14 protein-coding genes and 2 pseudogenes are annotated in these 20,455 nt (G+C 50.1%); 10 read left to right on the forward strand and 6 right to left on the reverse strand.

Features of this window, described 5'->3' with window-relative positions:
• The 7 genes and pseudogenes from ftsK to dmsC all read left to right on the forward strand — a co-directional run.
• A pseudogene (gene ftsK, locus G434_RS30870) lies at nucleotides 1-1,680 on the forward strand (DNA translocase FtsK); the annotation flags it as partial.
• Nucleotides 1,681-1,838: 158 nt separating this feature from the next.
• Complete coding sequence (lolA, locus tag G434_RS01355; RefSeq protein WP_001295343.1) at nucleotides 1,839-2,450, forward strand: outer membrane lipoprotein periplasmic chaperone LolA; 612 nt, start codon at nucleotides 1,839-1,841, stop codon at nucleotides 2,448-2,450.
• Between the two features lie 10 nt (nucleotides 2,451-2,460).
• Entirely contained in the window at nucleotides 2,461-3,804 is a 1,344-nt protein-coding gene (gene rarA / locus G434_RS01350; protein ID WP_000067755.1) for a replication-associated recombination protein RarA, read from the forward strand.
• A gap of 90 nt (nucleotides 3,805-3,894) precedes the next feature.
• Nucleotides 3,895-5,187, forward strand: coding sequence for a serine--tRNA ligase (gene serS, locus G434_RS01345; protein WP_000886683.1), 1,293 nt, complete (start codon nucleotides 3,895-3,897; stop codon nucleotides 5,185-5,187).
• A gap of 238 nt (nucleotides 5,188-5,425) precedes the next feature.
• The gene (gene dmsA / locus G434_RS01340; RefSeq protein ID WP_000850300.1) at nucleotides 5,426-7,870 is read left to right on the forward strand and encodes a dimethylsulfoxide reductase subunit A; all 2,445 of its coding nucleotides are present in this window, start codon (nucleotides 5,426-5,428) and stop codon (nucleotides 7,868-7,870) included.
• A 10-nt stretch (nucleotides 7,871-7,880) separates the two neighbouring features.
• Nucleotides 7,881-8,498 carry a dimethylsulfoxide reductase iron-sulfur subunit DmsB gene (gene dmsB, locus G434_RS01335; RefSeq protein WP_000213098.1) on the forward strand — a complete coding sequence of 206 codons (618 nt, stop codon included), beginning with the start codon at nucleotides 7,881-7,883 and terminating at the stop codon, nucleotides 8,496-8,498.
• A gap of 1 nt (nucleotide 8,499) precedes the next feature.
• Nucleotides 8,500-9,363: a dimethyl sulfoxide reductase anchor subunit DmsC gene (gene dmsC / locus G434_RS01330; protein ID WP_000534641.1), complete on the forward strand. Its 864-nt coding sequence runs from the start codon at nucleotides 8,500-8,502 to the stop codon at nucleotides 9,361-9,363.
• A gap of 35 nt (nucleotides 9,364-9,398) precedes the next feature.
• Here dmsC and ycaC read toward each other — a convergent pair whose 3' ends face one another.
• Entirely contained in the window at nucleotides 9,399-10,025 is a 627-nt protein-coding gene (gene ycaC, locus G434_RS01325) for an isochorismate family cysteine hydrolase YcaC (RefSeq protein WP_000165876.1), read from the reverse strand.
• 314 nt (nucleotides 10,026-10,339) lie between these two features.
• On the opposite strand from ycaC, the gene G434_RS01320 reads away from it, so the two are divergent.
• Together G434_RS01320 and G434_RS01315 are read left to right on the forward strand one after the other, a co-directional pair.
• On the forward strand, nucleotides 10,340-11,488 hold the full coding sequence (locus G434_RS01320) for an MFS transporter (protein WP_000109299.1): 1,149 nt from the start codon (nucleotides 10,340-10,342) through the stop codon (nucleotides 11,486-11,488).
• 209 nt (nucleotides 11,489-11,697) lie between these two features.
• Nucleotides 11,698-13,128, forward strand: coding sequence for an APC family permease (locus tag G434_RS01315; RefSeq protein ID WP_000918504.1), 1,431 nt, complete (start codon nucleotides 11,698-11,700; stop codon nucleotides 13,126-13,128).
• On the opposite strand, the pseudogene G434_RS29435 reads toward G434_RS01315, so the two are convergent.
• From G434_RS29435 to ycaO, 5 genes and pseudogenes are all read right to left on the reverse strand, one after another.
• A pseudogene (locus G434_RS29435) lies at nucleotides 13,129-13,239 on the reverse strand (LysR family transcriptional regulator); the annotation flags it as partial. It lies immediately after the preceding gene.
• 98 nt (nucleotides 13,240-13,337) lie between these two features.
• Nucleotides 13,338-14,078, reverse strand: coding sequence for a pyruvate formate lyase 1-activating protein (gene pflA, locus G434_RS01310; protein WP_000111043.1), 741 nt, complete (start codon nucleotides 14,076-14,078; stop codon nucleotides 13,338-13,340).
• Nucleotides 14,079-14,269: 191 nt separating this feature from the next.
• Nucleotides 14,270-16,552, reverse strand: coding sequence for a formate C-acetyltransferase (gene pflB, locus G434_RS01305; protein ID WP_001292809.1), 2,283 nt, complete (start codon nucleotides 16,550-16,552; stop codon nucleotides 14,270-14,272).
• A gap of 54 nt (nucleotides 16,553-16,606) precedes the next feature.
• Nucleotides 16,607-17,464, reverse strand: coding sequence for a formate transporter FocA (focA, locus tag G434_RS30120; protein WP_000642546.1), 858 nt, complete (start codon nucleotides 17,462-17,464; stop codon nucleotides 16,607-16,609).
• Nucleotides 17,465-17,869: 405 nt separating this feature from the next.
• Nucleotides 17,870-19,630: a 30S ribosomal protein S12 methylthiotransferase accessory factor YcaO gene (ycaO, locus tag G434_RS01295; protein ID WP_001305927.1), complete on the reverse strand. Its 1,761-nt coding sequence runs from the start codon at nucleotides 19,628-19,630 to the stop codon at nucleotides 17,870-17,872.
• Nucleotides 19,631-19,759: 129 nt separating this feature from the next.
• On the opposite strand from ycaO, the gene G434_RS01290 reads away from it, so the two are divergent.
• Nucleotides 19,760-20,452 (forward strand): DUF421 domain-containing protein, encoded by a 693-nt coding sequence (locus G434_RS01290; RefSeq protein WP_000642852.1) that lies wholly within the window; start codon nucleotides 19,760-19,762, stop codon nucleotides 20,450-20,452.
• The last annotated feature ends 3 nt before the right edge of the window (nucleotides 20,453-20,455 follow it).

Here is a 20,455-nt window from a genome sequence, read left to right on the forward strand (position 1 = left end):
CCGGTTGCGCCACAGCAGCAATATCAGCAGCCGCAACAGCCGGTTGCGCCGCAGCAGCAGTATCAACAGCTGCAACAACCGGTTGCACCGCAGCCGCAGTATCAGCAGCCACAACAGCCAGTTGCGCCACAGCCGCAGGATACCCTGCTTCATCCGCTGTTGATGCGCAATGGTGACAGCCGTCCGTTGCATAAACCGACGACGCCGCTGCCTTCTCTGGATTTGCTGACGCCGCCGCCGAGCGAAGTGGAGCCGGTAGATACCTTTGCGCTTGAACAAATGGCGCGCCTGGTGGAAGCGCGTCTGGCTGATTTCCGTATTAAAGCCGATGTCGTCAATTACTCTCCGGGGCCGGTTATCACTCGCTTTGAACTTAACCTGGCACCGGGCGTAAAAGCGGCGCGCATTTCTAACTTGTCACGGGACCTTGCCCGTTCACTTTCGACGGTGGCGGTGCGTGTCGTTGAAGTTATTCCTGGCAAACCCTATGTAGGTCTGGAGTTACCGAATAAAAAACGACAAACCGTTTATCTGCGCGAAGTATTGGATAACGCCAAATTCCGCGATAATCCGTCGCCATTAACCGTGGTGCTGGGTAAAGATATCGCCGGTGAGCCGGTGGTTGCCGATCTGGCGAAAATGCCGCACTTGTTGGTTGCGGGGACTACCGGTTCCGGTAAGTCTGTCGGGGTGAACGCGATGATCCTGAGCATGCTTTATAAAGCACAGCCAGAAGATGTGCGTTTCATCATGATCGACCCGAAAATGCTGGAGCTTTCGGTTTATGAAGGCATTCCGCATCTGTTAACGGAAGTCGTTACCGACATGAAAGATGCTGCCAACGCTTTGCGCTGGTGCGTAAATGAAATGGAACGTCGTTATAAGCTGATGTCCGCCCTAGGTGTGCGTAATCTGGCGGGTTATAACGAAAAAATTGCTGAAGCCGATCGCATGATGCGTCCGATTCCAGACCCGTACTGGAAGCCGGGTGACAGTATGGATGCCCAGCATCCGGTGCTGAAAAAAGAACCGTACATTGTGGTGTTGGTGGACGAATTTGCCGACCTGATGATGACGGTAGGTAAAAAAGTGGAAGAGCTTATAGCACGTCTGGCGCAAAAAGCCCGTGCCGCGGGTATCCACCTCGTACTGGCAACGCAGCGTCCATCGGTTGATGTTATTACTGGTCTGATTAAAGCGAATATTCCGACCCGTATCGCCTTTACCGTATCCAGTAAGATTGACTCACGTACCATTCTTGATCAGGCTGGCGCGGAATCACTGCTGGGTATGGGGGATATGCTTTACTCTGGGCCGAACTCCACGTTGCCGGTACGTGTTCATGGTGCTTTTGTTCGCGATCAGGAAGTTCATGCCGTGGTGCAGGACTGGAAAGCGCGTGGTCGCCCACAGTATGTTGATGGCATCACCTCCGACAGTGAAAGCGAAGGTGGCGCGGGCGGTTTCGATGGCGCTGAAGAACTGGATCCGTTGTTCGATCAGGCGGTGCAGTTTGTCACTGAAAAACGCAAAGCATCAATTTCTGGCGTACAGCGTCAGTTCCGCATTGGTTATAACCGTGCAGCGCGTATTATCGAACAGATGGAAGCGCAGGGGATTGTCAGCGAACAGGGGCACAACGGTAATCGTGAAGTGCTGGCCCCACCGCCGTTTGACTAATTAATGCATCGTAGGCCGGATAAGGCGCGGTAGCGTTGCATCCGGCACTCTATCAACTGAAAATTCAGTATTTTCTTCTTTCCTCAAGCTGATTATTAGCCTGGAATAGAGAGTAGAGGGAACTCCCGGTCGGGAGTGACGTAATTTGAGGAATAATGATGAAAAAAATTGCCATCACCTGTGCATTACTCTCAAGCTTAGTAGCAAGCAGCGTTTGGGCTGATGCCGCAAGCGATCTGAAAAGCCGCCTGGATAAAGTCAGCAGCTTCCACGCCAGCTTCACACAAAAAGTGACTGACGGTAGCGGCGCGGCGGTGCAGGAAGGCCAGGGCGATCTGTGGGTGAAACGTCCAAACTTATTCAACTGGCATATGACTCAACCTGATGAAAGCATTCTGGTTTCTGACGGTAAAACACTGTGGTTCTATAACCCGTTCGTTGAGCAAGCTACGGCAACCTGGCTGAAAGATGCCACCGGTAATACGCCGTTTATGCTGATTGCCCGCAACCAGTCCAGCGACTGGCAGCAGTACAATATCAAACAGAATGGCGATGACTTTGTCCTGACGCCGAAAGCCAGCAATGGCAATCTGAAGCAGTTCACCATTAACGTGGGACGTGATGGCACGATCCATCAGTTTAGCGCGGTGGAGCAGGACGATCAGCGCAGCAGTTATCAGCTGAAATCCCAGCAAAATGGGGCTGTGGATGCAGCGAAATTTACCTTCACCCCGCCGCAAGGCGTCACGGTAGATGATCAACGTAAGTAGAGGCACCTGAGTGAGCAATCTGTCGCTCGATTTTTCGGATAACACTTTTCAACCTCTGGCCGCGCGTATGCGGCCAGAAAATTTAGCACAGTATATCGGTCAGCAACATTTGCTGGCTGCGGGGAAGCCGTTGCCGCGTGCAATCGAAGCCGGGCATTTGCATTCGATGATCCTCTGGGGGCCACCGGGTACCGGCAAAACAACCCTCGCTGAAGTGATTGCCCGCTATGCGAACGCTGATGTGGAACGTATTTCTGCCGTTACTTCTGGCGTGAAAGAGATTCGCGAGGCGATCGAGCGCGCTCGGCAAAACCGCAATGCTGGTCGCCGCACTATTCTTTTTGTTGACGAAGTTCACCGTTTCAACAAAAGCCAGCAGGATGCGTTTCTGCCACATATTGAAGACGGCACCATCACTTTTATTGGTGCAACCACTGAAAACCCGTCATTTGAGCTTAATTCGGCACTGCTTTCCCGTGCCCGTGTCTATCTGCTGAAATCCCTGAGTACAGAGGATATTGAGCAAGTACTGACTCAGGCGATGGAAGACAAAACCCGTGGCTATGGTGGTCAGGATATTGTTCTGCCAGATGAAACACGACGCGCCATTGCTGAACTGGTGAATGGCGACGCGCGCCGGGCGTTAAATACGCTGGAAATGATGGCGGATATGGCCGAAGTCGATGATAGCGGTAAGCGGGTCCTGAAGCCTGAATTACTGACCGAAATCGCCGGTGAACGTAGCGCCCGCTTTGATAACAAAGGCGATCGCTTTTACGATCTCATTTCCGCACTGCATAAGTCGGTACGTGGTAGCGCACCCGATGCGGCGCTGTACTGGTATGCACGAATTATTACTGCCGGTGGCGATCCGTTATATGTCGCGCGTCGCTGTCTGGCGATAGCGTCGGAAGATGTGGGTAATGCTGATCCACGAGCGATGCAGGTGGCAATTGCGGCCTGGGATTGCTTTACCCGAGTTGGCCCGGCGGAAGGTGAACGCGCCATTGCTCAGGCGATTGTTTACCTGGCCTGCGCGCCAAAAAGCAACGCTGTCTACACTGCGTTTAAAGCCGCGCTGGCGGATGCTCGCGAACGTCCGGATTATGACGTGCCGGTTCATTTGCGTAATGCGCCGACGAAATTAATGAAGGAAATGGGCTACGGGCAGGAATATCGTTACGCTCATGATGAAGCAAACGCTTATGCTGCCGGTGAGGTTTATTTCCCGCCGGAAATAGCACAAACACGCTATTATTTCCCGACAAACAGGGGCCTTGAAGGCAAGATTGGCGAAAAGCTCGCCTGGCTGGCTGAACAGGATCAAAATAGCCCCATAAAACGCTACCGTTAATGTTATCGTTGCGGTAATGTTGTTACTGTATCCCTGTGGTCGCAGGCTGTGGCCACATCTCCCATTTAATTCGATAAGCACAGGATAAGCATGCTCGATCCCAATCTGCTGCGTAATGAGCCAGACGCAGTCGCTGAAAAACTGGCACGCCGGGGCTTTAAGCTGGATGTAGATAAGCTGGGCGCTCTTGAAGAGCGTCGTAAAGTATTGCAGGTCAAAACGGAAAACCTGCAAGCGGAGCGTAACTCCCGATCGAAATCCATTGGCCAGGCGAAAGCGCGCGGGGAAGATATCGAGCCTTTACGTCTGGAAGTGAACAAACTGGGCGAAGAGCTGGATGCAGCAAAAGCCGAGCTGGATGCTTTACAGGCTGAAATTCGCGATATCGCGCTAACCATCCCTAACCTGCCTGCAGATGAAGTGCCAGTAGGTAAAGACGAAAATGACAACGTTGAAGTCAGCCGCTGGGGCACCCCGCGTGAGTTTGACTTTGAAGTTCGTGACCATGTGACGCTGGGTGAAATGCACTCTGGCCTCGACTTTGCAGCCGCAGTTAAGTTGACCGGTTCCCGCTTTGTGGTAATGAAAGGGCAGATTGCTCGCATGCACCGCGCACTGTCGCAGTTTATGCTGGATCTGCATACCGAACAGCATGGCTACAGTGAGAACTATGTTCCGTACCTGGTTAACCAGGACACGCTGTACGGTACGGGTCAGCTGCCGAAATTTGCTGGCGATCTGTTCCATACTCGTCCGCTGGAAGAAGAAGCAGACACCAGTAACTATGCGCTGATCCCAACGGCAGAAGTTCCGCTGACCAACCTGGTGCGCGGTGAAATCATCGATGAAGATGATCTGCCAATTAAGATGACCGCCCACACCCCATGCTTCCGTTCTGAAGCCGGTTCATATGGTCGTGACACCCGTGGTCTGATCCGTATGCACCAGTTCGACAAAGTTGAAATGGTGCAGATCGTGCGACCGGAAGACTCAATGGCGGCGCTGGAAGAGATGACTGGTCATGCAGAAAAAGTCCTGCAGTTGCTGGGCCTGCCGTACCGTAAAATCATCCTTTGCACTGGCGACATGGGTTTTGGTGCTTGCAAAACTTACGACCTGGAAGTATGGATCCCGGCACAGAACACCTACCGCGAGATCTCTTCCTGCTCCAACGTCTGGGATTTCCAGGCGCGTCGTATGCAGGCACGTTGCCGTAGCAAGTCGGACAAGAAAACCCGTCTGGTTCATACCCTGAACGGTTCTGGTCTGGCTGTTGGTCGTACGCTGGTTGCGGTTATGGAAAACTATCAGCAGGCTGATGGTCGTATTGAAGTACCAGAAGTTCTGCGTCCGTATATGAACGGACTGGAATATATTGGCTAATACCCAATTTTTCTGAATCTAAAAAGCGCCTGCGGGCGCTTTTTTTGTCTCCCTTTGATACCGAACAATAATTACTCCTCACTTACACGTAATACTACTTTCGAGTGAAAATCTACCTATCTCTTTGATTTTCAAATTATTCGATGTATACAAGCCTATATAGCGACCTGCTATAGAAATAATTACACAATACGGTTTGTTACTGGAATCAATCGTGAGCAAGCTTGAGTGAGCCATTATGAAAACGAAAATCCCTGATGCGGTATTGGCTGCTGAGGTGAGTCGCCGTGGTTTGGTAAAAACGACAGCGATCGGCGGCCTGGCAATGGCCAGCAGCGCATTAACATTACCTTTTAGTCGGATTGCGCACGCTGTCGATAGCGCCATTCCAACAAAATCAGACGAAAAGGTTATCTGGAGCGCCTGTACAGTTAACTGTGGTAGTCGCTGCCCGCTACGTATGCACGTCGTGGACGGTGAAATCAAATATGTTGAAACGGATAATACTGGCGATGACAACTATGACGGCCTGCACCAGGTGCGCGCCTGTCTGCGTGGTCGTTCCATGCGTCGCCGTGTCTACAATCCGGACCGCCTGAAATATCCGATGAAACGAGTCGGGGCGCGCGGTGAAGGCAAATTCGAGCGCATTAGCTGGGAAGAAGCCTACGACATCATCGCGACCAATATGCAGCGCCTGATCAAAGAGTACGGCAACGAATCCATCTATCTGAACTATGGCACCGGTACGCTGGGTGGCACCATGACCCGCTCCTGGCCGCCGGGAAATACCCTGGTCGCTCGCCTGATGAACTGCTGCGGCGGTTATCTGAACCATTACGGTGACTACTCTTCCGCGCAAATTGCGGAAGGTTTGAACTATACCTACGGCGGCTGGGCAGATGGTAACAGCCCGTCGGATATCGAAAACAGTAAACTGGTAGTGCTGTTTGGTAATAACCCTGGCGAAACGCGAATGAGTGGCGGTGGGGTGACTTACTATCTTGAACAGGCGCGTCAGAAATCTAATGCTCGCATGATCATCATCGATCCGCGCTATACCGACACCGGAGCCGGGCGCGAAGATGAGTGGATCCCTATTCGTCCGGGAACAGATGCCGCACTGGTTAACGGTCTGGCGTATGTCATGATCACCGAAAACCTGGTGGATCAGGCATTCCTCGATAAATATTGCGTTGGCTACGACGAGAAAACACTGCCAGCCAGTGCGCCGAAAAATGGTCACTATAAAGCTTATATTCTGGGTGAAGGGCCAGATGGCGTGGCTAAAACGCCGGAATGGGCCTCGCAAATCACCGGTGTTCCGGCAGACAAAATCATCAAACTGGCTCGTGAAATCGGTAGTACCAAACCGGCGTTTATCAGCCAGGGATGGGGCCCGCAGCGTCACGCTAACGGTGAAATCGCAACCCGTGCTATCTCGATGCTGGCGATTCTGACCGGTAACGTTGGTATTAACGGGGGGAACAGCGGCGCGCGTGAAGGTTCATACAGCTTACCGTTTGTCCGTATGCCGACCCTCGAAAACCCGATCCAGACCAGCATTTCGATGTTTATGTGGACCGATGCCATTGAACGTGGCCCGGAAATGACGGCGCTGCGTGATGGTGTGCGCGGGAAAGATAAGCTGGATGTGCCGATCAAAATGATCTGGAACTATGCTGGTAACTGCCTGATTAACCAGCATTCTGAAATCAACCGTACCCATGAAATCCTTCAGGATGATAAGAAGTGCGAGCTGATTGTGGTTATCGACTGCCACATGACCTCATCGGCGAAATATGCTGACATCCTGCTGCCTGACTGCACCGCTTCCGAACAGATGGACTTTGCACTGGATGCATCCTGCGGGAATATGTCTTACGTGATTTTCAACGATCAGGTGATTAAACCGCGCTTTGAATGTAAGACCATCTATGAAATGACCAGCGAACTGGCAAAACGTCTTGGCGTTGAGCAACAGTTTACTGAAGGCCGTACCCAGGAAGAGTGGATGCAGCATCTGTATGCCCAGTCGCGGGAAGCGATTCCTGAACTGCCAACGTTTGAAGAGTTCCGCAAGCAGGGGATCTTTAAAAAGCGCGACCCACAAGGGCATCACGTTGCTTATAAAGCCTTCCGTGAAGATCCGCAGGCAAATCCACTGACCACGCCATCGGGTAAAATTGAGATTTATTCGCAGGCGCTGGCTGACATTGCCGCTACCTGGGAATTGCCAGAAGGCGATGTGATCGATCCACTGCCGATCTACACGCCGGGCTTTGAAAGTTATCAGGATCCGCTGAACAAACAGTATCCGCTGCAGCTTACGGGTTTCCACTATAAATCTCGCGTTCACTCAACTTACGGCAACGTTGATGTGCTGAAAGCGGCTTGCCGTCAGGAAATGTGGATCAACCCGCTTGATGCCCAAAAACGCGGTATCAACAACGGCGATAAAGTCAGGATCTTTAACGATCGTGGTGAGGTTCATATTGAGGCGAAAGTGACGCCACGAATGATGCCGGGTGTGGTCGCACTGGGTGAAGGTGCCTGGTATGACCCGGATGCAAAACGTGTCGATAAGGGCGGTTGTATCAACGTACTGACCACTCAACGTCCGTCTCCTCTCGCTAAGGGGAATCCGTCACATACAAACCTTGTTCAGGTTGAAAAGGTGTAAGGAGTAACCGATGACAACCCAGTATGGATTTTTTATTGATTCCAGCCGTTGCACCGGTTGCAAAACCTGCGAGCTGGCCTGTAAAGACTATAAAGATCTGACGCCGGAAGTCAGCTTCCGCCGCATTTATGAATATGCTGGCGGTGACTGGCAGGAAGATAACGGTGTCTGGCATCAGAACGTGTTTGCCTACTATCTGTCGATTTCATGTAACCACTGCGAAGATCCGGCTTGTACTAAAGTCTGCCCGAGTGGTGCGATGCATAAACGTGAAGATGGTTTTGTTGTAGTCGATGAAGATGTGTGCATTGGCTGCCGCTACTGCCATATGGCTTGCCCGTATGGCGCACCGCAATATAACGAAACGAAAGGCCATATGACCAAATGCGATGGTTGTTATGACCGTGTTGCGGAGGGGAAAAAGCCGATCTGTGTTGAATCTTGCCCGCTGCGGGCGCTGGATTTCGGCCCTATCGACGAGCTGCGTAAAAAACATGGCGATCTGGCGGCCGTTGCGCCGTTGCCGCGAGCTCACTTTACCAAACCGAATATTGTGATCAAACCCAATGCCAACAGCCGCCCGACCGGGGATACCACTGGCTATCTGGCAAACCCGAAGGAGGTGTGAGATGGGAAGTGGATGGCATGAATGGCCGCTGATGATCTTCACGGTCTTCGGGCAATGTGTAGCGGGTGGTTTTATCGTTCTGGCTTTGGCGCTGCTCAAAGGCGACCTGCGAGCAGAAGCCCAGCAGCGTGTTATTGCCTGCATGTTTGGTTTATGGGTGCTGATGGGCATTGGCTTTATCGCCTCTATGCTTCATCTTGGTTCACCGATGCGCGCCTTTAACTCGCTCAACCGGGTAGGGGCTTCAGCACTCAGTAACGAAATCGCCAGCGGTTCGATCTTTTTTGCTGTTGGTGGCATCGGCTGGTTGCTGGCAATGCTGAAAAAGCTGTCACCGGCATTGCGTACGCTGTGGCTGATAGTGACGATGGTTCTTGGCGTCATCTTTGTCTGGATGATGGTGCGTGTGTATAACAGCATTCATACCGTTCCGACCTGGTACAGCATCTGGACGCCGATGGGCTTCTTCCTGACGATGTTTATGGGCGGCCCGTTACTGGGTTACCTGTTGCTGAGTCTGGCTGGCGTCGATGGCTGGGCGATGCGTCTGCTGCCAGCCATTTCTGTACTGGCACTGGTAGTGAGTGGTGTGATGTCAGTGATGCAGGGCGCAGAGCTGGCGACTATTCATAGTTCTGTGCAGCAGGCCGCAGCGCTGGTGCCGGACTATGGTGCGCTGATGTCCTGGCGGATCGTGCTTTTGGCTGTTGCCCTGTGTTTGTGGATTGCACCACAGCTAAAAGGTTATCAGCCTGCGGTTCCGCTACTATCCGTCTCATTCATTCTGCTTCTGGCAGGAGAATTAATCGGCCGCGGCGTATTCTATGGTTTGCATATGACCGTGGGGATGGCCGTCGCAAGCTAATCAGTAACAACCGGGGTTTCGACCCCGGTTCTCTTTTATTTCTGCTTCGTTAATGTGTCATAACTGGTCATCAAATTACGATAATCAGGAATGTGGTTAGAGAACAACGTCGCCAGTCCTTCAATATCATTACGCCAGTCACGGTGCAGCTCGCAAGCCACGCCGAACCATGTCATCAATTGCGCACCAGCTTGCGACATGCGATCCCACGCCGAATGCCGGGTAATTTCATTAAAGGTCCCTGATGCATCAGTCACGACAAATACATCAAACCCCTCTTCAATGGCTGAAAGCGCCGGGAATGCCACGCAAACTTCGGTTACCACACCGGCAATAATTAACTGTTTTTTACCTGTCGCTTTGACAGCTTTTACAAAATCTTCGTTATCCCAGGCGTTAATATTGCCCGGGCGAGCAATGTAAGGTGCATCGGGGAACTGTGCTTTCAGTTCTGGAACTAATGGGCCGTTAGGACCGGTTTCAAAACTGGTGGTAAGAATAGTAGGTAAGTTGAAATACTTAGCCAGGTCGCCCAGCGCCAGCACGTTATTTTTAAACTTATCGGGTTCGATATCCCGTACAAGGGAAAGTAAACCAGCCTGGTGATCAACAAGCAAAACGGCAGCATCATTTTTATCAAGACGAACATACGGTTTGGTCATCCTCTTCTCCTTTCGAGAGTCAGTGGTACGTCTGAAATCGGTCAGACGCGATGCATTGCTCTGAAAGCATAGACGGGAAATATGAGTTTGCTGTGACCATGAAATTTTTCGACTGAACGAAGCGTATGAAATTTGTGTTAGATCAATAAAAACAATCAGATGAGATTAATCGTCTCTCCAGCATTAGCGTTATGAATGAGTAATATAAATCGATAATACCTCAGCTGCGATATGCGCGTATTTTCACCCATTGACAATGTTTTTGGCGGTGGCATGATGCGCATGAAATTTGAACTTCCTCACGGTTTTAATTCATGTCCACGTATACCCGGCCTGTCATGCTTTTGCTGTCTGGCCTGCTTTTGTTGACTCTGGCGATCGCAGTGTTAAATACACTCGTGCCGCTTTGGCTCGCCCAGGAACATATGTCCACATGGCAGGTAGGCGTTGTCAGCTCATCCTATTTTACCGGCAACCTGGTCGGTACATTGCTGACAGGGTATGTCATTAAGCGCATTGGCTTTAACCGCAGCTATTATCTGGCCTCCTTCATTTTTGCCGCTGGCTGTGCCGGCCTTGGCCTGATGATTGGATTCTGGAGCTGGTTGACTTGGCGTTTTGTCGCCGGCGTCGGCTGTGCCATGATTTGGGTGGTTGTTGAGAGCGCGCTGATGTGCAGTGGGACGTCACGTAACCGTGGGCGTTTGCTTGCTGCGTATATGATGGTTTATTACGTGGGAACGTTTTTAGGCCAGTTACTGGTCAGCAAAGTTTCAACCGAGCTGATGTCCGTATTGCCGTGGGTTACAGGTTTGACGTTGGCAGGGATCTTACCGCTGTTGTTTACGCGTGTGCTGAATCAGCAGGCTGAAAACCATGATTCGACGTCAATTACGTCAATGCTAAAACTCCGTCAGGCGCGGCTTGGCGTGAATGGCTGCATTATCTCAGGAATCGTTCTGGGATCTCTATATGGCCTGATGCCGCTGTTCCTCAATCACAAAGGGGTGAGCAATGCCAGCATTGGTTTCTGGATGGCGGTACTGGTCAGTGCGGGTATCCTTGGACAATGGCCGATTGGACGTCTGGCGGATAAGTTTGGTCGACTGCTGGTGTTGCGTGTTCAGGTCTTTGTCGTCATTCTCGGCAGTATCGCGATGCTTAGCCAGGCGGCGATGGCCCCAGCGTTATTCATCCTCGGTGCCGCTGGCTTTACGCTATATCCGGTGGCGATGGCCTGGGCTTGCGAGAAAGTTGAACATCATCAACTGGTGGCGATGAACCAGGCCTTACTGTTGAGCTATACCGTGGGAAGTCTGCTTGGCCCGTCATTTACCGCTATGCTAATGCAGAATTTCTCCGATAATTTATTGTTTATCATGATCGCCAGCGTATCGTTTATCTATTTGCTGATGCTGCTTCGCAACGCCGGTCATACGCCGAAACCCGTTGCTCACGTGTAAATGAATTCAAGCAGAGTGTGAACTTACTGTTTCACACTCTGCTTTTTTGTTTCTTCTATCTGACTTGCTTTATTCCAAATTTTATTCGTTTAAAAATAAAATGTGCAGCAGGTTATAATTTTGCATTTCGCTATTTCCGCACTTCTTATTTGCCGCGCATAATCCCTCGTTTTACAGATGCCCCTTTAATTTTGGCGAAGGATTTGTCTATGGCTGGGAATGTTCAGGAAAAACAGCTGCGATGGTACAACATTGCGCTGATGTCTTTTATCACTGTCTGGGGTTTTGGCAACGTTGTTAATAACTACGCCAACCAGGGGCTGGTGGTTGTTTTTTCATGGGTGTTTATCTTTGCGCTCTATTTCACACCTTATGCGCTAATTGTTGGTCAGTTAGGCTCGACCTTCAAAGATGGGAAGGGCGGGGTCAGTACCTGGATTAAACACACGATGGGACCCGGACTGGCTTACCTCGCCGCGTGGACCTACTGGGTAGTGCATATTCCCTATCTGGCACAAAAACCCCAGGCAATACTGATTGCGCTCGGTTGGGCGATGAAAGGCGACGGTTCGTTAATCAAAGAATATTCAGTCGTAGCGTTACAGGGGTTAACGCTGGTGCTGTTTATCTTCTTTATGTGGGTTGCTTCACGCGGTATGAAATCGCTGAAAATCGTCGGTTCTGTGGCAGGGATTGCGATGTTTGTTATGTCGCTCCTGTATGTGGCGATGGCGGTAACCGCGCCTGCAATTACTGAAGTGCATATTGCGACCACAAACATTACCTGGGAAACGTTCATTCCTCATATCGACTTTACCTACATTACCACTATTTCAATGCTGGTTTTCGCGGTTGGCGGAGCAGAGAAGATTTCTCCTTACGTTAATCAAACGCGCAACCCAGGAAAAGAATTTCCAAAAGGGATGTTATGCCTGGCGGTGATGGTTGCGGTTTGTGCCATTCTGGGCTCACTGGCGATGGGGATGATGTTTGACTCGCGTAATATCCCGGATGACTTAATGACTAACGGTCAGTATTACGCCTTTCAGAAGCTGGGCGAGTATTACAACATGGGTAATACTTTAATGGTGATTTATGCCATTGCGAATACCCTGGGACAAGTAGCTGCGCTGGTATTCTCGATTGATGCGCCGCTTAAAGTGTTATTAGGCGATGCTGACAGCAAATATATTCCAGCCAGTTTATGTCGTACCAACGCTTCTGGTACGCCCGTTAATGGCTATTTTCTGACCCTGGTGCTGGTGGCGATCCTGATAATGCTACCGACTCTCGGCATTGGTGATATGAACAATCTCTATAAATGGCTGTTGAATCTTAACTCGGTAGTGATGCCGCTGCGTTATTTATGGGTATTTGTTGCATTTATTGCAGTCGTTCGCCTGGCGCAGAAATATAAACCAGAATATGTCTTTATTCGTAATAAGCCTCTGGCAATGACCGTCGGGATTTGGTGTTTTGCCTTTACCGCCTTTGCCTGTTTGACGGGGATCTTCCCGAAAATGGAAGCCTTCACTGCAGAGTGGACCTTCCAGTTGGCGCTGAATGTTGCAACGCCGTTTGTGTTGGTAGGATTAGGACTGATATTCCCGCTGCTGGCGCGTAAAGCGAATGATAAATAATTATTGTGGTCGGTGACGCTGACTCTGGCAGATCTGACCCGTTTTTACATAATCGAGAAATGCGCGTAAGCCGCAGGACATATACTGGCGGTTTGGGTAATACATTTGGAAGCTGTGCTGTAAGGGCGTTAGAAATAGAGCTCTGAATTATTTATGCAGAGCGGAATAAAAAAGCGGCAACTCAAAAAAGTTGCCGCTTTACGGGGAAATTAGAACATTACCTTATGACCGTACTGCTCAAGAATGCCTTTCACGCGTTCCATGGTCTCTTTCTTCGGTGGTTTAACACCATCAAGTTTGTATTCTTCACCCATCGCCACCCATTTGTGTTTGCCAAGTTCGTGGTAGGGGAGAAGCTCGATTTTCTCAACGTTGCCCATATCACGGGTAAATTCACCGAGGCGATGCGCTGAATCGTCATCGTCAGACCAGCCTGGGACAACAACGTAGCGGATCCACACCTTCACATTTTTGTTCGCCAGATATTTGGCGAACTCCAGCGTGCGGTGGTTGGAAACTCCAACCAGATTTTGGTGGATCTCGTCGTTCATCTGTTTGAGATCGAGCATTACCAGGTCGGTTACTTCCAGCAGTTCATCAATCACCGGATCGTAACGACGAACAAAACCGTTGGTATCCAGACAGGTATGAATGCCTTCTTTTTTGCAGGCGCGGAACCAGTCACGAACAAACTCAGCTTGCAGGATTGCTTCACCGCCGGATGCGGTAACGCCGCCGCCGGAAGCGTTCATAAAGTGGCGATAGGTCACCACTTCCTTCATCAAATCTTCAACGGTAACTTCTTTACCGCCATGCGTGTCCCAGGTGTCGCGGTTATGACAATACAGGCAGCGCATCAGGCAGCCCTGGAAAAAGGTGATAAAGCGAATACCCGGGCCGTCTACGGTTCCACAGGATTCAAAGGAGTGAATGCGACCAATAACTGACATTGCGGTGTTTCTCCAGATGTGGCCCATCTGAGGCCGTGTTGGTGCGCAGCTCGAAGGCTACGTCGAGTCTGTTTTGGCAGTCACCTTAAAGTATAGATAGCTGACAAAAAAGGCTCTCGTGCTAAAAAAGGCCCCACTTTCGTGGAGCCTTTATTGTACGCTTTTTACTGTACGATTTCAGTCAAATCTAATTACATAGATTGAGTGAAGGTACGAGTAATAACGTCCTGCTGCTGTTCTTTAGTCAGCGAGTTGAAACGTACTGCGTAGCCAGATACACGGATGGTCAGCTGCGGATATTTTTCCGGGTTTTCCATCGCGTCGAGCAGCATTTCACGGTTCATCACGTTAACGTTCAGGTGCTGACCACCTTCGATGGATGCTTCGTGGTGGAAGTAACCATCCATCAGACCAGCCAGGTTGGTCTTACGAACTTCGTCGTCTTTACCCAGTGCGTTCGGAACGATAGAGAAGGTGTAGGAGATACCATCTTTAGCGTAAGCAAACGGCAGTTTAGCAACGGAAGTCAGAGAGGCTACTGCACCTTTCTGGTCACGACCGTGCATCGGGTTAGCACCCGGTCCGAACGGCGCGCCAGCACGACGACCGTCTGGGGTGTTACCAGTTTTCTTACCATACACAACGTTAGAAGTGATGGTCAGAACAGACTGAGTCGGGATAGCGTCACGGTAGGTGTGCAGTTTCTGAATTTTCTTCATGAAACGTTCTACCAGGTCAACAGCCAGGTCATCTACACGCGGATCGTTGTTACCAAACTGCGGGTATTCGCCTTCGATTTCGAAGTCGATAGCCAGACCGTCTTCGTCACGAATCGGTTTAACTTTCGCATATTTGATTGCAGACAGGGAGTCAGCAGCAACGGACAGACCAGCGATACCACACGCCATGGTGCGGATAACGTCACGGTCGTGCAGCGCCATCAGAGAGGCTTCGTAGCTGTACTTGTCGTGCATGTAGTGGATGATGTTCAGTGCAGTGATGTACTGTTTAGCCAGCCAGTCCATGAAGTGATCCATGCGCTCCATCACTTCATCGTAGTTCAGGAGATCGCCTTTGATCGGTTCAGACTTCGGACCAACCTGCATTTTCAGTTTTTCGTCAACGCCGCCGTTGATTGCGTACAGCATGGTTTTCGCCAGGTTTGCACGCGCACCGAAGAACTGCATTTGTTTACCAACGATCATCGGGCTTACGCAGCAAGCGATAGCGTAGTCATCGTTGTTGAAGTCCGGACGCATCAGGTCATCGTTCTCATACTGCAGAGAAGAGGTGTCGATGGACACTTTAGCAGCGAATTTCTTGAAGTTCAGCGGCAGTTTTTCGGACCACAGAATGGTCATGTTCGGTTCCGGAGACGGACCCATGGTGTACAGGGTGTTCAGGAAACGGAAGCTGTTTTTGGTAACCAGGGTACGACCGTCGAGGCCCATACCACCGATAGATTCGGTTGCCCAGATCGGGTCGCCAGAGAACAGTTCATCGTATTCCGGAGTACGCAGGAAGCGAACCATACGCAGTTTCATGACCAGGTGGTCAACCATTTCCTGCGCTTCTTGTTCGGTGATCTTGCCAGCTTTCAGGTCACGTTCGATGTACACATCCAGGAAGGTGGAGGTACGACCGAAGGACATTGCAGCACCGTTCTGAGACTTAACAGCAGCCAGGTAGCCGAAGTAAGTCCACTGGATAGCTTCCTGAGCGTTGGTAGCCGGACCAGAGATGTCGTAGCCGTATTTCGCAGCCATTTCTTTCATCTGACCCAGAGCGCGGTGCTGTTCAGCGATTTCTTCGCGCAGACGGATAGTCTGTTCCAGGTTTACGCCGTTTTCCAGATCAGCCTGCAGAGAGGTGAACTGTGCAAGTTTGTCTTTCATCAGGTAGTCGATACCGTACAGCGCAACGCGACGGTAGTCACCGATGATACGACCACGGCCATAAGCATCTGGCAGACCGGTCAGAACACCGGATTTACGGCAACGCAGGATGTCCGGAGTGTAAACGTCGAACACGCCCTGGTTGTGAGTTTTACGGTATTCAGTGAAGATTTTTTTGATCATCGGGTCCAGTTCGCGGTTGTACGCTTTGCAGGAACCTTCGATCATTTTGATACCACCGAACGGGATAAGAGCACGTTTCAGCGGAGCTTCAGTCTGCAGACCAACAACTTTTTCCAACGCTTTGTTGATGTAGCCAGCGTCGTGAGAGGTGATGGTGGAAGCAACAGCGGTGTCAAAGTCAACTGGCGCGTGAGTGCGGTTTTCCAGTTTAACGCCTTCCATTACTTTGTCCCACAGGGTGGTGGTCGCTTCAGTAGCGCCAGCCAGGAAGGACTCGTCACCCTCGTACGGAGTGTAGTTTTTCTGAATGAAGTCACGGACGTTTACTTCATTCTGCCAGTCACCTTTGGTAAAACCTTCCCAGGCTGTGGCTAACTTTTCATTAAGCTCGGACATGTAACACCTACCTTCTTAAGTGGATTTTTTATTTACTGCGTACTTCGACAACCATTAATGGTGATCGTTTTCACGCAGGTAAATGACCCAGTATGTCAACCCAACCAACAAACCACCGCCGATAATATTACCGATCGTAACCGGAATCAGGTTATCAGTGATGAAGTTCATTACGGTCAGGTGAGAAAAATTTTCCGGTGCAGAACCGACAGCGGTCCAGAATTCCGGAGATGCGAAGTCGCGGATTACAATACCCATCGGGATCATAAACATGTTTGCGATACTGTGCTCAAAACCGCTGGCAACAAACATCGCGACCGGCAGCACCATAATGAACGCTTTGTCCATCAGGCTGCGGCCAGAATAACTCATCCATACTGCCAGACATACCATCAGGTTTGCCAGGATACCAAGACAGACGGCCTCAATAAAAGTATGGTGCACTTTGTGGTCGGCGGTTTGTAGGACGTTGAGTCCCCATTGACCATTCGCGGTCATATACTCGCCGGAAAGCCACATTAAAAGTACAAACAGCAGTGCGCCGACCAGGTTGCCAAAATAGACATTTAGCCAGTTTTTCGCCAACTGACCCCAGGTGATGCGCCCACTCGCCTTAGCAACAACAATCAACACTGTGGAAGTAAAGAGATCGGCTCCGCAGACAACACAAAGAATCAGCCCCAGAGAGAAGCAAATACCGCCAACCAGTTTTGCCATGCCGAAGGGCATTGTTCCTGTGCCAGTGGTTGCTGTGATATAGAAGACGAATGCGATTGAGATGAAAACACCGGCGGTAATCGCCAGATAGAAAGTCTTAAGCGGATGTTTCGTTGCTTTATAGACACCTGCCTCTTCGGCCACTTTGGCCATTGCTGCAGGAAGTAAAAGATCAAAAGGGTTGTCAGCTTTCACACTAACTCTCTCTTTATTAAGTCGGCGACGAGATACTAACAAAGCATTATAGATGAGAAATTGATATAGATCATATCTCGCCTGGCTTATAGGCCCGTAACTCGCATGGTTTTTATGCAAATACGGAGTAAATATTTGATTATCCAAATAAAAATAAATTTTAAAAATTAACAAATGAGTTGAATTTTTTCCGCATCCTCCGCTAAAACAGTTAATTAAAAGGGAGCATCAGGCGAATAAAGTAACAATATCGATCGTATTTATTAAATACAAATTACCGATATTTAACTTTATAATTACAATTATTTTATTAATGCAAATATATGTAAAGCGGGGCATTAAAAAAACGCCCCGTAATATAACTCAGACGAATCATTAAGCCTACATTGCGTAGGCTATTTGATTTTATTTTGCCCAGAATGCTGCTTTGGCGCGCTGCAGCTTTTCGTAGGCCTTCAACAACGACTGATGTGCAGCAAACGCGTGCAGATCGCTATCTACTGGTTGCAAACCATAAAACGCCGCTTCGCCGCTCATTGCCGCACTGGCGGCTTCCACGGCATCTGCGCCGTACATGCGAACAAACGCATTCAGATATTGCAGCGGCTGGCGATCTTCTTCCTGCGCCAGTAATAACAACGTTTGCAGGCAGCGATAATAGTTGGCGCGTTCCGGGCTGAATACCGATGAGTTAAACTCCATCGTCCATTCGGTCCAGACCAGAGCCTGTTCCAGATCGCCACCAGCCAGCGCCAGCATGGCTTTTAATTCACCGATACGCAGGGTGTACCAACCGTTATCCGACCCGGTCGCCAGACCCAACAGCTCACGCACGCGGGTAAAGTCATCAAAACCTTCTTCATCCAGTTGCTCGATGAGGTTCAGGTAATCTTCTTTTTCCCACTCGCTGCCTGGTAACGAAAGAATCGTTTCACGTAAATGGCTGCCCATACTGTTATTCGCCAGCCACAGATCTTCAGCCGGATAAATATCGGACATGCCAGGTACGATAATTCTGCATGCATAAACGCCCAGATGCTCGTAATCGGCAATATAAACTTCTTTATCTTCTTTGTTGAAGATAGCCATCAGCGTAGCAAACTCTTCTTCCGTAGTGCCGGAGAAATTCCAGTCCACAAACGGATAATCGGCATCCTGCTTGAACAGATCCCAGGAGATTAAACCGCTGGAATCGATAAAGTGCGTTTCGAGGTTGGTATGTTCAGCAACTTCTTCATCATCGAAGGTTGGCGGAGTAAACACATCCAAATCTTTCAGGCCACGACCTTGCAGCAGCTCGGTCACGGTACGTTCCAGTGCTACGCCAAAATCAGGATGTGCACCGAAAGAGGCAAAGCAGGTGCCGTTAGCAGGATTGAACAGTACCACGCAAATCACCGGATACTGGCCGCCAAGCGAACCATCATAAGCAAAGATTGGGAAACCTTCTGCTTCCAGCGTTTCGATGGCTTCAACCACCGCTGGGTAACGCGCCAGCACGTCTGCCGGGATTTCCGGCAAGCTGATGCTTTCAGCAATAATGCGGTTTTTCACGTAGCGTTCGAAAACTTCGGACAACCCCTGAACGCGTGCTTCGTTGCGGGTATTGCCAGCGGACATACCGTTAGAAACGTACAGGTTACCAATGATATTCATCGGAATATAAACGGTCTGATTGTCGGACTGGCGCGTAAACGGCAGACCGCAAATACCACGATCTTCGTTACCGGATTGCAGGTCAATCAGCATACTGCCGGCCAGTTCATTCTCCGGATCGTAAAATGCGCGCAGACGGTCATCGAGCAGCCCTTCTGGCACATCGTCATTTTCGCTCAGTGGGAACCATTTTTCGTTGGGATAATGCACGAACGGACCGTTGGCGATGGTTTCGCCCAGCCAGAAATCAGCAAAAAAGTAGTTGGTTGAGAGACGCTCGAAATATTCACCGAGTGCAGAAGCCAGCGCCGCTTTTTTGGTTGCGCCTTTACCGTTGGTAAAACACAGTGCGCACTCTTTGTCGCGAATATGTACAGACCAGACGTTAGGCACCGGATTCAGCCAGGAGGCCTCTTCAATCTGAAAGCCGAGGTCTGAAAGTTTTTGCTGGAAGCGAGCGATGGAATCTTCCAGTGCGGCATCTTTGCCGGGGATAAATGTTTGCGTCATGAAAATCACTTTAGTCGTACGGAAAGCGCGCAATAATACGGGTTTTATCTCAAAGGCGCTATCACCGCCGCCATGCCGATGAACTGTTGACTATGCTTTTAGTGGATAAACCACGATAAGAGCATAAAAATGAAGGCGTTTGATCTCCACCGTATGGCATTTGATAAAGTGCCTTTTGATTTCCTTGGCGAAGTGGCACTACGTAGTCTTTATACCTTTGTACTGGTTTTTTTGTTCCTCAAAATGACCGGAAGACGCGGTGTGCGGCAGATGTCGCTTTTTGAAGTGTTAATCATTCTGACGCTGGGATCAGCGGCGGGAGATGTGGCGTTTTATGATGATGTGCCGATGGTCCCGGTACTTATCGTCTTTATTACTCTGGCGTTGTTATACCGCCTGGTAATGTGGTTGATGGCACACAGTGAAAAACTGGAAGATCTTCTGGAAGGTAAGCCGGTTGTCATTATTGAAGATGGCGAGCTGGCCTGGTCGAAACTCAATAACTCCAACATGACGGAATTTGAGTTCTTTATGGAGCTACGATTGCGCGGTGTAGAGCAGTTGGGGCAAGTACGTCTGGCGATTCTCGAAACCAACGGGCAAATCAGTGTCTATTTCTTTGAAGATGACAAGGTGAAACCGGGCTTACTTATTTTACCCAGTGACTGTACTCAGCGTTACAAAGTGGTACCCGAGTCGGCGGACTATGCCTGCATTCGTTGCAGTGAAATCATTCATATGAACGCGGGGGAAAAACAATTATGTCCGCGCTGTGCAAATCCAGAATGGACGAAGGCAAGTCGGGCAAAACGGGTGACGTGACAG

It is taken from the genome of Escherichia sp. KTE172, from assembly GCF_000408845.1.
Classification (GTDB): domain Bacteria; phylum Pseudomonadota; class Gammaproteobacteria; order Enterobacterales; family Enterobacteriaceae; genus Escherichia; species Escherichia coli.

Bases quoted from the DNA above. Each gene is read 5' to 3' on its own strand.
- dmsC (WP_000534641.1), top strand. From the start codon at position 8,500: ATGGGAAGTGGATGGCATGAATGGCCGCTGATGATCTTCACGGTCTTC.
- G434_RS01290 (WP_000642852.1), top strand. From the start codon at position 19,760: ATGAAGGCGTTTGATCTCCACCGTATGGCATTTGATAAAGTGCCTTTT.
- dmsB (WP_000213098.1), top strand. From the start codon at position 7,881: ATGACAACCCAGTATGGATTTTTTATTGATTCCAGCCGTTGCACCGGT.
- G434_RS01320 (WP_000109299.1), top strand. From the start codon at position 10,340: ATGTCCACGTATACCCGGCCTGTCATGCTTTTGCTGTCTGGCCTGCTT.
- lolA (WP_001295343.1), top strand. From the start codon at position 1,839: ATGAAAAAAATTGCCATCACCTGTGCATTACTCTCAAGCTTAGTAGCA.
- ycaC (WP_000165876.1), bottom strand. From the start codon at position 10,025: ATGACCAAACCGTATGTTCGTCTTGATAAAAATGATGCTGCCGTTTTG.
- dmsA (WP_000850300.1), top strand. From the start codon at position 5,426: ATGAAAACGAAAATCCCTGATGCGGTATTGGCTGCTGAGGTGAGTCGC.
- pflB (WP_001292809.1), bottom strand. From the start codon at position 16,552: ATGTCCGAGCTTAATGAAAAGTTAGCCACAGCCTGGGAAGGTTTTACC.
- serS (WP_000886683.1), top strand. From the start codon at position 3,895: ATGCTCGATCCCAATCTGCTGCGTAATGAGCCAGACGCAGTCGCTGAA.
- G434_RS01315 (WP_000918504.1), top strand. From the start codon at position 11,698: ATGGCTGGGAATGTTCAGGAAAAACAGCTGCGATGGTACAACATTGCG.
- ycaO (WP_001305927.1), bottom strand. From the start codon at position 19,630: ATGACGCAAACATTTATCCCCGGCAAAGATGCCGCACTGGAAGATTCC.
- pflA (WP_000111043.1), bottom strand. From the start codon at position 14,078: ATGTCAGTTATTGGTCGCATTCACTCCTTTGAATCCTGTGGAACCGTA.